The sequence below is a fragment of the Virgibacillus sp. CM-4 genome, from assembly GCF_000445495.1.
Lineage (GTDB): Bacteria > Bacillota > Bacilli > Bacillales > Amphibacillaceae > Virgibacillus > Virgibacillus salexigens.
The window spans coordinates 45,581-60,191 of sequence record NZ_AUQA01000008.1; the positions used below are offsets into that span (position 1 = coordinate 45,581).

Consider the following 14,611-nt stretch of genomic DNA (forward strand, 5'->3'; position numbering starts at 1 on the left):
CATATCATTTTTCCATAAATCGCAGTACTTTTTAGTTTTGTATTCTATCAAGTGAGTAGAACCGTACACATTCTTACTTACATAGTTAATAGCACACTCCTAATTATACAAAAACATGAATTAAAGATCGCTCAACTTTTTATAAATTTCTAACAACCTAAGCCTCTCTTCGTCTGTTAACTTTTCAAACAAATTTTTACGGAGTATTTGTCCTTCTTGATCGGCTCTTTTAAGTATCTCAGTACCTTTGTCCGTAATGTCTAAGTAGATAATGCGCCGATCAGATTCATCAATAATTCGAATAATTAATTCCCTTTGTACTAGTTTTTCTGATAAATGCGTTAAAGAGGGTGGAGTCAATCCTAAAGCTTTTGCAATATCCGATGGACGGCTTCTCCCCTTTGCCTTCAAATGGCCAAGTATGAGGATATGTGAAACACCCAGATCTTCTTCAAATAGTTTATTCCATTGAATAATTAACTTATTTGTTACCTTATCCATCGAATGAATAATGTCAAAAATTGTTTGTTCTTCCATGTAATTAAATCCTTCTTTCTAAGAAGTAGAGTCCCCTTTATTAAAAATGACACTTTTAGTTTAGCATATTATTGGGCAGAAAACCCACCATCAATAACTAATTCTGCACCTGTAATATATGAGGAATCATCTGATGCTAAGAACAATGCCGCATTTGCTATATCCTCTGGCTGTCCTAAACGTTGTAAAGGCGTTGCTTGGATTAATTGTCCGACTAACTCTTTTGATGTGCTTAATCCTTTTGTCATTGGTGTTTCAATAATACCGGGGAAGAGAGCGTTAACACGGACGCCACTTTTACCAAATGTCGTAGCAGCAGCTTTTGAAAGTGCACGAACAGCACCTTTAGATGCAGAGTAATGATTAAACCCTTGTCCAATCTGAGCTGTATAAGAAGAAATATTTACGATGGAACCTTTCTTCTCCTTTGCCATATAAGATGCAACGTGCTTAATACCTGCAAAAGAACCAAAACCATTAATAGAAAGCATTTTTTGCCAATCGTCTAGATTAATGTCAGCATATGGTTTTTCAGAAGAAATACCGGCATTATTAACTAGTACATCAATCTTTCCAAAACATTGATAAACCTCTTTGGCCAAGGCAGCCCAATCTTCATCCGAAGCGACGTTTAATTTCATTCCAATTACATTTTCCTTTTGGTTTACTTTTTCTAAAGCTTCTTTATTTATATCAGCGGCAATTACAGTGGCCCCTTCCTTACTGAAAAGGTCAACCATTTGCTCTCCAATCCCGGATGCTCCACCAGTTACAATTGCTATCTTTTTATCTAACCTTCCTATTTTCACTCTACCACCTTAATATATTTTAATTGATCCACCATCAACCATGATGGTTTGTCCAGTAATATAATCGGAATCGTCGCTTGCTAAAAATACAGCAGTTCTGCCAATATCCTGTTCAGGATCACCCAAGCGTCTCAATGGAATATTGTTAATCATTTGCTCATATAATTCTGATGCGCTTTGCCTCCATTGTTTTACTCCCTCTGTAAGTGCAATAGGTGCGATAATATTGACGTTAATACCTTCTGGCCCCCACTCATTAGCTGCAACACGTGTAATTCCACGAATCGCTTCTTTTGCTGCAGCATATGACGCTTGTGTAGGCTGACCTGAAATACCAGCTCCTGAAGCAAAGTTAATAACCTTCCCTTTAGACTTCTTGAGTTCTGGATAAGCAGCTTTCATGAAATAGAATGTTGGATAAAACCCTGTGTTAAAGGACAAATCAAACAATTCCATCGTTGTTTCCTTAAAAAGTGCTTGTTTGGAAGCATGGGCATTATTCACAAGAATATCAAGCTTACCAAACTTACCTACCACTTCAGAAATAATTTCCTCAATATATTCCTTTTTGGAAATATCCTTAATAAATAGCATGCCCTCTGTGTATTGGTTAATCTCTTGTAAAGTAGATTTAGCTTTTTCTTCATTTATATCAACAATTGCAATATTGGCGCCTTCTTTCGCCATCGCAAGTGCAATCCCACGACCAATACCAGAACCACTTCCTGTTACAATTCCTACTTTTCCTTTTAATCTCATTAAAATCATCCTTCACTTATTTGGAATAGAAAGGGTTATATTGGAGATTACCTCCATAATCCCTCTTGGACCATTTTCTCTTTATTATGAAATGCTAAAATAACAAATAGAATATTGAGTACAAACATCCCAATAATTATATAAAAGGCTGGTACATAGCTTCCTGAAAAATCAAATATATATCCATATGCAGGGAGGGCAATAACTGAAGCGACTGCTAATCCTAAAGAAACCGTAGAGTAAATTTGACTATAATCACGACTTCCAAACATTGCTGTCGTCAAAGCAGGTGCTATCGTCCCAATGGAAGATGTCATACACCCAAATAACACTAGTGCAACAATAATCAATGTAACTACATCTACAAACAAAAGTAACATGGTTATTGATAATAAACCAATCAACATTGCCAATAAAGAAGTGATTTTAACTCCAATACGATCCGTTAAGTACCCAAAGAGTAATGAACCAATAAAAACCCCTAGTGCTGTTGCTGCCATTGCATTCCCAGTAAATTTCACATCATATCCTTGATTTGCTAAATAAGTTGGTATATGGATAGTAAAACTTGAAACCGCAGTAATGATAAAGAAAAATAGTGCCAAAAGCAAAAATGCTAATGACTTTTTGGCATCTTTGAATGTGATACCCGAATTAGTAGATGCCCCATTTGATTCTTCTCCCTCGGCTACACTTTCAGCCCCGTATTGAACTAATCCTTTATCCTTAGGGCTATTTCTAATAAGAAATAAAACGGTTGGTATAACAATAATAATAACAGCAATACCTATTGCATAATAAGATGTTCTCCAACCCAGATTAGTAATTAAATTTCCAACTATCGGTTGTGTGAATACCCCTAGTACTCCACCAAATGCTGACAAGATACCAAGCGCAATCCCATTACGCTTTTTGAACCAAGTATTGATTACAACTGGTCCTGCAATAACTGTAATGAATACTCCTCCGATCGCTAGTGGGATTGAGAAGATATACCATCCCCAAACAGAGTTCATTAATCCAAACATGGAGAAAGCCCCTGCTTGTAAAAGAATCGCAACGATTAATACCGTTCGTACATCATACTTTGCCAGAATCCTTCCACCAATTGGCAAAAATACCATCGTTACAATTGATGAGATACTTAAATATAATGTTAAATTCCCTACACCTATGTCTAGGTCTTTAGATACTGGTGTGATGAATAGTCCAGCAGTATTATTTAAACCTGCCTTCCCCAAACCAACGATAATACATAGTCCCACTAATACGAACCATGCAAAATGAATTTTGCTTTTAATTTGACTCATTTGTTAATATTCCCCTTATATATTTTTAAATTACGCCATTCATGTATGGGGGTATGCTTTATATTGCTACCGTTAAACATTATTTATCTTGGCTATTTATAAAGGCATTGGAGTCCGCAATAGTTGGATTAGCGATATAGTGACCACCTTCCACTTCGATGGTTTGACCTGTAATATATTTTGACTCATCTGAAGCAAGGAATAATACGGTATATCCAATATCATCTGGTTCCCCATTGTATGGGAGTGCATTATACTTTTTAAAGATATCCAATACAGCTTCCGACATATTACTTTCAGCTGCAGGCGTTAAAATTAATCCTGGTGCAACTGCATTGCAGCGAATATAGTCTTTTCCATATTGAGTAGCAATATACTTTGTTAAATTTACAACAGCAGCCTTGGAAGCTCCATAAGCTGTACGAATAGCATCGGATGCAACTCCCCCCATAGATGCCGTATTGATGATTGAACCACCACCAGCTTCAACCATGTGCGGGATTGCATATCTGCTGCCAAGAAGAACACTCTTCGCATTAACATTCATAATCCGATCCCATTCACCTAGATCGATGTTTACTACGTCTAAATCTTTGTTAATATTCGTTACTCCAACATTATTGAATAGTACATTAAGTTTTCCAAACGTCTCTACTGTATAATCAACCGCTTCTTTAATGGACTCAGCATTTGAAGCGTCGAGGAATTTTGCTGTAGCTACCCCACCTCGACTTACGATGGACTTTGCTACTTTCTCTGCTCCCTCGATATTAAAATCACCTATGACAACTTTTGCCCCTTCATTTGCCAGAAGATGAGCTGTTGATAAAGCAATTCCAGATGCTCCACCTGTTACTAATGCAACTTTATTTTGTACTCTTCCCATAAATTATTCTCCTTTCTTAGTCATTTAGTAAGCGGAAAATATTAATGAACTACTCACATCTATATTTAGACGTCTAAATATTCAGCGTCTAAATATTAGCATAAGATACTTTATGATTCAATCAAAAAATCTACAAAGTCGTTAATTATTGTGTAAACGTCGCATAACAAGCTATATAACGGCAAGAACAACCTCCTCGTATCAATTCTGAATATAAAGGATTTTATATTGCCAAATTTACTTTACCGTTAAAGGTTTGTAATTTCCTGGTAAGCGTTGGGATGAAATAGCCGACCGGTTCCAACCATTAATTGTTACGATAATAGTAACAAGATTAATATATTGCTTTTCATTAAAATGAAGGCTCCCTCTTTTCATAAAGATCGTCTGGTATACCATTTACTGATATCGTTGTAACAGCTTCTGTTAATTCAAGCGCTGCCTTTTCAGACTCGGAATAGAAATGAGATTCACGTCAACCAGGTAAACAGTAAATTCTTTGTTCCGTTTCCCCATGTACTCGGGCATCCTTTGTGTGTATATCCAAGTCAACGCAGTACCATTTATTTGAGATGCCCGAATTTTTATTAATTCGATTAATTCATTCTCAAACCCGTTGTATTCCTGTACTTCTCCAATTGAATCATTAATCTGAGAACCTCTGAATCGTTTTCATGTAGTTAAAACGCTGCTTCATGGTTCAACTCCTCCTTTTATTGCACTTTGTATGGATCTAAGTATAATCATGCATGGTAAAAAGGCAAGATAATCTAAGTTCTTAAACCAAAATCTTCATGAAATAATATAGAGCGCATATCCATACTCCGGATAGCGCCCTGTAACTTTGCTAACGTAATTGATTTTATTTCTCGAGATAATAACTATATAGGTTACCAATCACATCTTTATTTACTTCTAGCTTATAGTGAACAGCCAATACATCATATAATTTTTCGGCTAACTTTAAGGCATTTTTATACGCATCTGTTAACTCATTTTCTTTTAATGCTGACGTAATCGAAACATAGTCATTGTACGATTCAATGCTTATATCTTCTTCTAAATTTTTCGTACTATTGAACCAACGCTCCACCGTTTGTTCTTTGACCCTTATTAGCCGTAAGATAAATTTTTGTACATGGGTGAGAACCTCTAGAGAGCGTGCTAGCTCCCCCCGTTTCATAATGTTTACCCCCATCAACCAAGCATTCACAAAATTATTATAGGCGAAGTTTACATTCTCATCTGTCATTCGCTTTGGGCCATCCCCACCTAAAGCGTCGAGTAAAACCTTTAATTTTTTTGTCGAATCGTAAATATACATAGCATCCGTATTTGGAAAAACACCCGTCGGTTTAAAACTTTTTATGATTCCTATTTCTGATTCAGGTAGAAAGTGAAATTCTCCACGAATCATATTTGTAAAAATCACTACCTCCGTTCCATACTCATTATAGAAGATCAAGTTAAATGGATAGACTTCAGAAATCCATTGTCTTGGGCTGAAATCGTCCATCTTATCATTTTCAATGAATATATAAAACTCAACATCAGAATACTGGTCTCCTTCACCTTTTGTAAAAGATCCATACATCATACCAGCTGAAACGGAATCATCTTGAATACATTTCTCTCTCACACGTTGAATCATTTTATTTTGAATTAACATGTTTTCATCTCCTTATCTAATTAAATTTCATTTTTAGATAAGGGGTTTATCAGTTACTGGACAGCATGAGCAACACATGTATTATGCTCCTTCCATGACTTTATCAATATGAATATAACATACTATATTACGGAGTTGTGATTATCATTCACTCTCTCTGCAATGAATGTAACTAACGTTTAATTCTTGAATGGCTGTACAAAAAGACCGTCTTTATGGAGCCATTCGGCAATAAAAACATCTTTATAGTCAGTAATATTCTGGGAATTCAACTGTGATATTAACCACGATTCATCATAGCCCAGATCATTTATTTCATCCCATAAAACATTACCGTCCCTTATTATGGTGACAGGGACGGAGACTACTTTTGAAGGCATATTGAAATCTTCCTGAGCCGTTTTTTGATACTTTGATTTTTTTAAAATACTAATTGATCCGTTTGCTTCTAAATAGCAATAAGCAACCTCACGTATTGAAAAGGTTTCGCTTTGTCGGAGAAGACTTTGCAGCTGATTTAAGTTTATCCTGTTTTTCCTTAATGCTTCTCGATCTACAACGCCATTTTTAATTAGTGCAGAGGGTTTCCCTTCTACCATACCCCTGAAGGATAGGAGTTTTTGGCTTAGATACTCCACCAAGAAAAGTAAACCTCCCCAGATGATCAAAGAATACACGATATAAAAAACACCTATTTTATTATCGTATAATGCATTTCCAAGTAATTCTCCTAATACAATAGCCGCGATAAAAGTAAAAGGAGATATTTGATCAATGATCTTTTTCCCTACAAATTTAACGATGATAAATAAAACAAAAAAACCGACGATAAGTTCGATAGTTAAGTGCAATAATGTCATTTTTTAGTAAACTCCGATATCTTTAAAAGTCTTTTATAACTGTATTCATGAAATAGTATCCCAACTTATCTAAGAAGTATTTACAAGAGAGCAGCTAAATAGCTTTTGCAAAAAAACCCTTCATCAATTGATCTTCTTTTTATCTAACAAGAATAGGTACAATTAATCTGGGTAAAAATAAGGGAGCAATTAAAAATTCTAAATGAGGTGATTAGTATGAAGGAAAAGAAATTACCAGTTGCCATTTTCACAGCACTTCTTTCTACTGGTTTGTTGTTTGGATGTGGGACAACAAATGATGAGCAGGAACCAGATCCGAGCGAAGAGCCTACGGAACAACAGCAGGATCAAGGAAACGAATTAGAAGAGGAACAAAACCAATAAGAACCAGGATGATTACCTCTCCATGTTTCTAAATAATATCAAAACATGGATACATCTTTATGAAAAAGCTATTACAAATTAAGCCTAATTTCTCGCATGGAGAAATTAGGCTTTATATTCTTTTTACTTTGATAAATCAAGCTACAAGGGTAAATCAAGAAGCCTTTCTTTTAAACGAATACCTTCTCATTGAGAGTCCAAGCATGATGTTCATGTCTCATTCTTTTGGTAAATCGTACTTCCTTCTTTAATGGTCTCTAGTACGTTAATCTTATTAATCTCCTCTTTATTCGCGGTAAGTGGGTTCTGGTCTAATATTACTAAATCGGCGTATTTCCCAATGGCAATACTTCCTTTATTATTCTCCTCAAAATATTGATACGCCGCATTGATGGTAACAGCTTGTAATGCTTCATACACAGTAACACATTCCTGCTCACCGATGGTACTTCCACTTCTTGTTTTACGATTCACAGCACACCATATGGCATGAAGCATGTCAGGTTTAACTACAGGAGAGTCCTGGTGAAAATTCACAGCCAATCCTTTATCAAAAGCTGTTTTTGCTGGACTAATCCTGCTGCCTCGCTCTGCTCCTAAGTTTTTAAGATGTACATCTCCCCAATAGTAGGTGTGCACATTGAAAATCGATGGAATCATATCCAATTTCAGCATTTCATCTAATTGATCATCACGTACAGTTTGACAATGAATCATCACTGGGCGCAGCTTATGTTTATTCGGATTAGTTGAGACCTGCAAAGCATTCGCATAGCTTCGTAGTAATTGATCTGATGCGGCATCGCCATTACAGTGTGTCAGTAGTTGAACATCATCATTTATTGCAGTTAAAGCGAATTGCCGCACTTCTTCATCCTGATACCATGCGTATCCTTTGTAATCTGTTTCCCCTTCATATGGTTCAGTTAACCAAGCTGTTTTTCCTTGTGGAGAACCGTCTAAGAAAAGCTTATACCCCCCTAATTTAAAACGATTGCTGTATTTTTTAGCGTATCTTTTATATTGTTCCAGCAATTCTGTCGGTGTTTCCATTACTAATGGATAGGCAACGACATCTATCATGAGTGCATTCTCATCTGCTAAGGTATGAAAAAGCTGCATGATTTCTTTACTTGTCGCCCCGTCCTGGCATGTCGTAATCCCATTTTTGATATACATCTCTTGTCCTTGCTGCATCATGGCTGCAAAATTTGTCCCCATGTCACCCGTTAACTTTTCTCGCATAGCCATCATACTCGCCTCTTCTAAATACCCATTAGGCTCTAGTGTTCCTTGTACTCTACCAATTGTGCCGCCTTCATGATCTTTGGTATTTTCATCAATGCCAGCAATTTGTAAGGCCAAGTCATTGACGCAGCCCATATGCCCAGATGTATGCATAACGATAACTATTCTATCCATTGACACTTGATTAAGAACTTCCTTGGTTGGATGCTCCGCTTCTTGTAATACATTATGGTCGTAACCAAAACCGATCACTGGATCGGAATCTTTTAATTGCTTCTCTTTTATATACGCCTTCAATTGGTCCACAATCTCATTGAAATTATCACATTCACTTAAATCACACAAAGCTGCAACAGGACCAACCATCGAAATATGGCTATGGGGATCAATGAAGGAAGGTAATAGTGTATTTCCTTCTAGATTATGTTTTTCGATGTTGTCATCTTGGAATAGTGGTTCCAATTTGGATAACGATCCTAAGTCTTGAATGACACCATCCTCCACCAATACAGCTTCTACTGGTTCCTTGTCTTTTTCCATCGTGATAATTTCTCCACCATAATATAGCTTTTTCATTGCAATTCATCCTTTCCAACTACCAATTAAAAGACACTGCATTCATCGAAATTATATGTAAGCATACAATAATGGAGATGAAAACAGTGTTTATTTTTATTGAATCATATTCTATAACAAAATGATATCGAAGCTAAAGCATCTATTGGACTATTTCTACATGCTGCTAGTTATACATATCTTCTTTATTCCAAATGGAAGGCTGCTACAAAACAATTTTACGTGTTTTATTGTTTCAGAAAGGGAATTGAATTAATGAGCAGCCCCTTTCCCAACAATATCCATTCTCTCTATCCCCCAACCTGTAATGGATTAGAGTGGATTACTACTTAAAGGGTATTTAATAGAGGTGCCCTTTAAGAGCTGCTCATCAATTATAAAGTTACTTTCTAATATTTTATTTCGTTTGATTGCTGTTTTGTATATATAAATAAACTCCATAATCTGTGGGTACAGAAGCATAGCCCATTTGCCTTAACATAGCTGTAATATTACCTCGATGATAAGTTCCGTGATTCACCACATGAGGTACTAATTCGGATACGCTTGTGTTCATTAGCTCGCCAGAGGGATGTTCAATCACAAGCTGCTTATCTATATTTTCTTTTTGGCTAAGGAATGTTTTGTATCGATCAGATAAATCCAAAAACAGCTTCTCCATGTCCGCTAACCCTGTTTCCTCTGTTTCTTCTTTTAATTGTTCAGCTATCCTTAATGCATAGTTCATACTTCTACCAGAAAAAACTCCTAACCAGCCAAGATCGGAAAGATAAACATGTGCCAGTACTTTCGATATCGATGAAAACACACTTTGAACTTCTTGATGATAAATATCTTCCGGAAGTTCGTTTAGTCGACTAAAAATTTGTTTGTTTGCCCATTCGTTAAAATCATAAAACTGTAATGCAAAATGTGTCAACTTGTTCCCCCTTCTCTGTTTAATGGCTGCTGTACCACCGTAATAAAAATCAGGCTAGGAATAGAGAATCTTCTTCTCTCCAGATTAAATTTTGACGAATCGGATTTTTTCTCCATTTTTTACACAATCAACAAGGGGAACATACCCTTCTATTATCTCGCCAATGACATTAACCCTTCCATCTTTTGGATAATGTTGACGCATGATTTGTATCTCTCCTGAATAACGTTTATACGCCTCATTATCTATTGTGACTTTTCCTCTTGTTCTTTCCGTACAATGTTGTACGTTAATCGTTTTCCCTTGAGATGCATACCCTCGCGATTCTTGCAATCGCATTAAACCGCTTGGTGAGTCAATCCGAATGGAATACACGTGATCGTATAAGTAGTCAAAATCAGATTCAAACCTTACAGGAAGTGAGATAATCTTGCTTGATCGATAGTCTTCAATCAGCTTTAGCTGCTCGGAAGAAATGGTTACATCCCCAATAAACACTTGATAAACAGAATGATTCTTGATTAAATCTAAATAAGCAACATAAGGTGGCAACTCTCGATGGGTCTCTATTGTTGGTAGACCTTCATAAATCGGACCACGTAATATTTCATCCCCTGGAATAAATGCCACCAGTTGTGCAGACCCATTTTGCTTAATTGTTTGATTAATAGTTTCGAAAAGCTTCCAGTCTAATCCTGTTTCTGGTCTTGGATAGAAATTATGCATGGCATATAACTTGTGACCTTCTAAAACAAATGGTGCATCTAAATTTAAGGTGGATGCATTAAAAGCGATTGGAATTTGCTTGGCAGTCCGCGTTATTTCTTGTTCATCAAAGCCATAATCTAGACGCAGTACGGAAACATGCATATCTTCTGCAAAACGAATAAGACCGTGTTGAGCAAAAATTTCTAATGTTTTCGGTGATACATCTGCAATGATTTGAAAACCATGTTGATGAAGCCATTTGCACATGTCCTTTGCCTTAGTCACATAACTATCGTTTACCTCTTCTGAAATATGAAATGAAGTAAAAATGGAACTGTTTTTTCCTTTTAGCTTTTCTAACATCGGAATTTGTAATTCAAAAGTAGACACATATACAGAGATCCCTAGTGGTTTAGGCATTTGCAACATCTTCTTTTTTAATGAATAGGCGCGTAATAATAAAGCCTCCAATATACGCGATAAAAATACCGATAACATAATGAATCATTTTATCTGCTTGCATCAATGGAACAGCTACTAATCCAGATGGTCCCCAAGCATTCGCCATGACCTGCATCATCATAACATATGCTCCACCAAAACCTGCGCCTAAGCCCGCAGTAATAAAAGGCTTTCCTAGCGGTAAGGTAACCCCATATATCAAAGGCTCACCGATACCAAGAATCCCGGCTGGCAGCGCACCTGCTATAATTTGCTTCATGCGGTGATTACCTACTTTTTTACATATTAGATAAATGGCGATGGACGCACCAACTTGTCCAGCTCCTGCCATGGCTAGTACCGGGAACAGTGAAACGCCTCCAAGTACATCTAGTTGAATAGCGTAAATCGGAATCAAACCATGATGCAGACCTAGTAATACCATTGGTAAAAATACAGCAGATAGAATATAACCCGATATAATACTAACGATTGTGTTATCAGAACCAATAATTACACTTAACCCACTAACAAGCCAATCAGAGAATATTCCAGATATCGGCATAATAATAAATACAAAGAGAGCTACTGTGATCAGTAATGTTGCTACTGGTGTCACGATTAAATCTAATACGTCTGGAACTCGTTTACGTATCATTTTTTCTAACTTAGCTAAAATAAACACTCCAAAAATAACACCAATAATACCACCTTTTCCTGTCGTTAAGATGGAATTTAACGGCTCATCCGCATCATAAAGCCCAAAAAGCTGCGAAAGTTCAACTAGTGGTGAAGCAATAGAAATGGCTCCAATCATACCACCAAGCGCTTCAGTGGCTCCAAATCGTTTTGCCGCATTAATACCTGTAAAAATAGAGAAATATCCTAGAAACCCTGTTCCGATTAGAGAAAACAGTAATCGTGTTGCTTCCCAAAAATCGCCTGTCAGCGTTCCTTCCCCTTGCAGCGTTCCGATCAAGCTGCTGAATCCATTGAAAATACCGGCTGCAATGATAGCAGGAATCATTGGAATAAAGATACCACCAATTGTTTCAAGTGCGGACTTTAATTTACCTTTCTTCTGCTTCTGTTTGATAGAAGCTTTATTTTCCTGCCAATCCTCCGTAACTGTTTGATTTCCTGTCATTTCAGTCTGACCATCTTCAGAGGATACATTGTACCTTTCCAACAGTAAATCTGTTAGCTTTTTTGCTTTCCCTGGACCAACGATGATTTGAAGTGTTTCAGCTTGTACAACCCCCATCACATCATTTAACTCCTTTAATCCTTTTACATCCACACTACTCTCATCCTTGATACGAATACGCATCCGAGTCATACAGTTGGTTGCTGATTGGATGTTATTCTTTCCACCAATCAGCTCGACAATTTCATCTATGAATTTCTCTTTTTCATTCGCCATAATAACCCCTCTCCCATCTGTTTATTGTTGTGTTTTTCTAATATGCCCGTTTGACTCCTGAAGCTTCTGTTTAGCAGTGGCTACATCACAATTCAATAGAATCATGGTAATAGCTAGCTTCACATTTCCTTCCCCCTCTTCTAATTTTGCTTGGGCTACATCTTGGTTTACTTCTGTTGCAGCCATGATGATGCGCAACGCCCTCACTTCTAGTTTCTGATTGGTGGTTTGTAAATCCACCATTAAATTTTGATAAACCTTTCCAATCCCAACCATAGAGATTGTAGAGAGCATATTTAAAATTAATTTCTGTGCAGTAGCTGCTTTTAATCGAGTAGAACCAGTTAAAACCTCAGGTCCTGTAGTTACTTCAATAGCGATTTTGGCAATCTCCCCAATTTCTGAGTTTTGGTTACAAGCGATAGCCACTGTCTTTGCACCTATTGTATTAGCATAGTCTAAAGCTCCAATCACATAAGGTGTTCGCCCACTAGCTGCAAGACCGACTACAACATCTTTCGGTTGCAATTGAATCTCCTTTAAATCTTGCTCTCCCATTGATTTGCTGTCCTCAGCACCTTCAACTGCCTTCGTAAATGCCTTTTCGCCGCCGGCAATTAAACCGATTACTTGATTTGGCTCTGTACCAAACGTTGGTGGACACTCCGCTGCATCAAGTACACCCAGACGCCCACTTGTACCTGCTCCAACATAAATCAATCTTCCTTCTTGCTCAAAAGCTTCAATAATTGCTTTTACAGCCTTTTCAATTTCTGAAAGATGGGCTTCCATTGCTTTTGCTACTTGCTGATCTTCCTTATTCATCACCTTCAATGCTTCTAAAACGGACATTTGGTCCAAGTTCATTGTCTTCAAATTTTGTTTTTCAGTTGTCATCTTATCTAAGTTAATCATTTAATGAGACTCCTTTTTTATCTGGTTTTTTTCTAGAATTTCAATTGATTTTTCATAATGCATATTTACATAAGTTGTATAAAGAATATCGATCAGATTCAATTGAGATATTCTTGAGGACATTGCGCCACTTCGAAAGGCGTATTCATTTGCAGCAACAAAAAGTTTATGATCTGCCATGTCAGATATGGTTGCGCTTCCATACTTGGTTATAGAAATAAGTTCTGCTTGATTTTCTTGTACTGTTTTGGCGCATTGAATCATTTCTTCTGTCTCACCAGAATATGAAATAACAATACCAATATCATGCGCAGTCATATTTTTCGCCATTAACAATTGCGTGTGCCAATCTTCCGCTACATATACCATTTTATTAATTCGAGTAAATTTCAGCTGCGCATCTTTGGCAACAATTAACGAGGCACCGATACCAAATAACACCAGCTTCTCACATCTGTAAATGGATTTGACGCACGCATCAATGACATCGTAGTCAAGCAAGCTGGTTGTTTCTTCTAATGATAAGATGTTCTTGTTGGTTACCTTATCAACAACTTCCTTCACACTGTCCACCTTGGTTACATCCGTTATTCTTTTGTTTTTATAGTTTTTTCTTACTGCTTGTTCAAATAGAAGCGATTTAGAAAACTCTTTGTATCCATTAAAGCTATTCTTTTTGCAAAGTCGGATGATAGAAGCTGGCGAGGAAAATGTCCGCTCTGCAAGCTGATAAATGGTCAACTTCGATGTTTCTTCTGGATTGGCAAGTATATATGAAATAATTTCTTTCTCTGTTGTACTCGCCTGCTCGTAATACTCCTTTAAGCGAATGGTTGCGATTTTCAATTGATCGCTCCTCCTTACATAGTTTGATGATAATTACTATGAAACTTAGTGTCAATGACATTAGCTACTTATGAAACATTGTACCATAACTTGAAATTTATTGCGTGTATCCCCTTTCATACATGAAACTTTCTGTCACTATATGTAGAAAATTTCCAATCAGAAGGTTTAGACTTATCGGAGTATCTATGATTATCATAAAGCTTCCATTCTCTTGAATAATTAACAATCGTTTTAATGATAATAAAATAGGGAGCGAGATATGTAAATTCGATAGAATATCAATATCGAGGGGGTTTTCATGATAGCTAAAAAGTAATG

At 36.7% G+C, this 14,611-nt stretch carries 14 protein-coding genes and 1 pseudogene; 1 reads left to right on the top strand and 14 read right to left on the bottom strand.

Annotated features, from left to right (window positions below; translation table 11 throughout):
* Positions 1-120: 120 nt before the first annotated feature.
* From M948_RS41150 to M948_RS41180, 8 genes and pseudogenes are all read right to left on the bottom strand, one after another.
* Positions 121-537 (bottom strand): MarR family winged helix-turn-helix transcriptional regulator, encoded by a 417-nt coding sequence (locus M948_RS41150; protein ID WP_021292475.1) that lies wholly within the window; start codon positions 535-537, stop codon positions 121-123.
* A gap of 68 nt (positions 538-605) precedes the next feature.
* The gene (locus M948_RS41155) at positions 606-1,340 is read right to left on the bottom strand and encodes an SDR family NAD(P)-dependent oxidoreductase (protein ID WP_031335841.1); all 735 of its coding nucleotides are present in this window, start codon (positions 1,338-1,340) and stop codon (positions 606-608) included.
* 15 nt (positions 1,341-1,355) lie between these two features.
* Positions 1,356-2,105: an SDR family NAD(P)-dependent oxidoreductase gene (locus M948_RS41160; protein WP_021292477.1), complete on the bottom strand. Its 750-nt coding sequence runs from the start codon at positions 2,103-2,105 to the stop codon at positions 1,356-1,358.
* Positions 2,106-2,152: 47 nt separating this feature from the next.
* Entirely contained in the window at positions 2,153-3,415 is a 1,263-nt protein-coding gene (locus tag M948_RS41165; RefSeq protein ID WP_021292478.1) for an MFS transporter, read from the bottom strand.
* 79 nt (positions 3,416-3,494) lie between these two features.
* Positions 3,495-4,301 carry an SDR family NAD(P)-dependent oxidoreductase gene (locus M948_RS41170; RefSeq protein ID WP_021292479.1) on the bottom strand — a complete coding sequence of 269 codons (807 nt, stop codon included), beginning with the start codon at positions 4,299-4,301 and terminating at the stop codon, positions 3,495-3,497.
* A 237-nt stretch (positions 4,302-4,538) separates the two neighbouring features.
* Positions 4,539-4,998: pseudogene (locus M948_RS43775) on the bottom strand (carboxymuconolactone decarboxylase family protein).
* A gap of 165 nt (positions 4,999-5,163) precedes the next feature.
* Positions 5,164-5,970, bottom strand: a complete 807-nt coding sequence (locus M948_RS41175) for a hypothetical protein (protein WP_021292480.1) — start codon at positions 5,968-5,970, stop codon at positions 5,164-5,166.
* A 179-nt stretch (positions 5,971-6,149) separates the two neighbouring features.
* A complete protein-coding gene (locus M948_RS41180; protein WP_021292481.1) occupies positions 6,150-6,830 on the bottom strand; it encodes a YetF domain-containing protein in 681 nt (226 codons plus the stop codon).
* Positions 6,831-7,046: 216 nt separating this feature from the next.
* Here M948_RS41180 and M948_RS43520 point away from each other — a divergent pair, with 216 nt between their 5' ends.
* Positions 7,047-7,214, top strand: a complete 168-nt coding sequence (locus M948_RS43520) for a hypothetical protein (RefSeq protein ID WP_021292482.1) — start codon at positions 7,047-7,049, stop codon at positions 7,212-7,214.
* Between the two features lie 210 nt (positions 7,215-7,424).
* Here M948_RS43520 and M948_RS41185 read toward each other — a convergent pair whose 3' ends face one another.
* The 6 genes from M948_RS41185 to M948_RS41210 form a co-directional block, all read right to left on the bottom strand.
* Positions 7,425-9,038, bottom strand: a complete 1,614-nt coding sequence (locus M948_RS41185) for an amidohydrolase (RefSeq protein WP_021292483.1) — start codon at positions 9,036-9,038, stop codon at positions 7,425-7,427.
* A gap of 397 nt (positions 9,039-9,435) precedes the next feature.
* The gene (locus M948_RS41190; RefSeq protein ID WP_021292484.1) at positions 9,436-9,957 is read right to left on the bottom strand and encodes a DinB family protein; all 522 of its coding nucleotides are present in this window, start codon (positions 9,955-9,957) and stop codon (positions 9,436-9,438) included.
* Positions 9,958-10,041: 84 nt separating this feature from the next.
* Positions 10,042-11,085 (bottom strand): MupG family TIM beta-alpha barrel fold protein, encoded by a 1,044-nt coding sequence (locus M948_RS41195; RefSeq protein ID WP_021292485.1) that lies wholly within the window; start codon positions 11,083-11,085, stop codon positions 10,042-10,044.
* Complete coding sequence (locus tag M948_RS41200) at positions 11,078-12,529, bottom strand: PTS transporter subunit EIIC (RefSeq protein ID WP_021292486.1); 1,452 nt, start codon at positions 12,527-12,529, stop codon at positions 11,078-11,080. Before M948_RS41200 ends, M948_RS41195 begins: the two co-directional genes overlap by 8 nt.
* Positions 12,530-12,550: 21 nt before the next feature.
* The gene (murQ, locus tag M948_RS41205) at positions 12,551-13,444 is read right to left on the bottom strand and encodes an N-acetylmuramic acid 6-phosphate etherase (RefSeq protein ID WP_021292487.1); all 894 of its coding nucleotides are present in this window, start codon (positions 13,442-13,444) and stop codon (positions 12,551-12,553) included.
* A complete protein-coding gene (locus tag M948_RS41210; protein WP_021292488.1) occupies positions 13,445-14,290 on the bottom strand; it encodes a MurR/RpiR family transcriptional regulator in 846 nt (281 codons plus the stop codon).
* Positions 14,291-14,611: the final 321 nt, after the last annotated feature.

What these genes read in the sequence shown, in the direction of transcription:
- M948_RS43520 (WP_021292482.1), top strand. Translation starts at nt 7,047, where the DNA reads ATGAAGGAAAAGAAATTACCAGTTGCCATTTTCACAGCACTTCTTTCT.
- M948_RS41185 (WP_021292483.1), bottom strand. Translation starts at nt 9,038, where the DNA reads ATGAAAAAGCTATATTATGGTGGAGAAATTATCACGATGGAAAAAGAC.
- M948_RS41170 (WP_021292479.1), bottom strand. Translation starts at nt 4,301, where the DNA reads ATGGGAAGAGTACAAAATAAAGTTGCATTAGTAACAGGTGGAGCATCT.
- M948_RS41175 (WP_021292480.1), bottom strand. Translation starts at nt 5,970, where the DNA reads ATGTTAATTCAAAATAAAATGATTCAACGTGTGAGAGAGAAATGTATT.
- M948_RS41165 (WP_021292478.1), bottom strand. Translation starts at nt 3,415, where the DNA reads ATGAGTCAAATTAAAAGCAAAATTCATTTTGCATGGTTCGTATTAGTG.
- M948_RS41150 (WP_021292475.1), bottom strand. Translation starts at nt 537, where the DNA reads ATGGAAGAACAAACAATTTTTGACATTATTCATTCGATGGATAAGGTA.
- murQ (WP_021292487.1), bottom strand. Translation starts at nt 13,444, where the DNA reads ATGATTAACTTAGATAAGATGACAACTGAAAAACAAAATTTGAAGACA.
- M948_RS41180 (WP_021292481.1), bottom strand. Translation starts at nt 6,830, where the DNA reads ATGACATTATTGCACTTAACTATCGAACTTATCGTCGGTTTTTTTGTT.
- M948_RS41195 (WP_021292485.1), bottom strand. Translation starts at nt 11,085, where the DNA reads ATGCCTAAACCACTAGGGATCTCTGTATATGTGTCTACTTTTGAATTA.
- M948_RS41200 (WP_021292486.1), bottom strand. Translation starts at nt 12,529, where the DNA reads ATGGCGAATGAAAAAGAGAAATTCATAGATGAAATTGTCGAGCTGATT.
- M948_RS41160 (WP_021292477.1), bottom strand. Translation starts at nt 2,105, where the DNA reads ATGAGATTAAAAGGAAAAGTAGGAATTGTAACAGGAAGTGGTTCTGGT.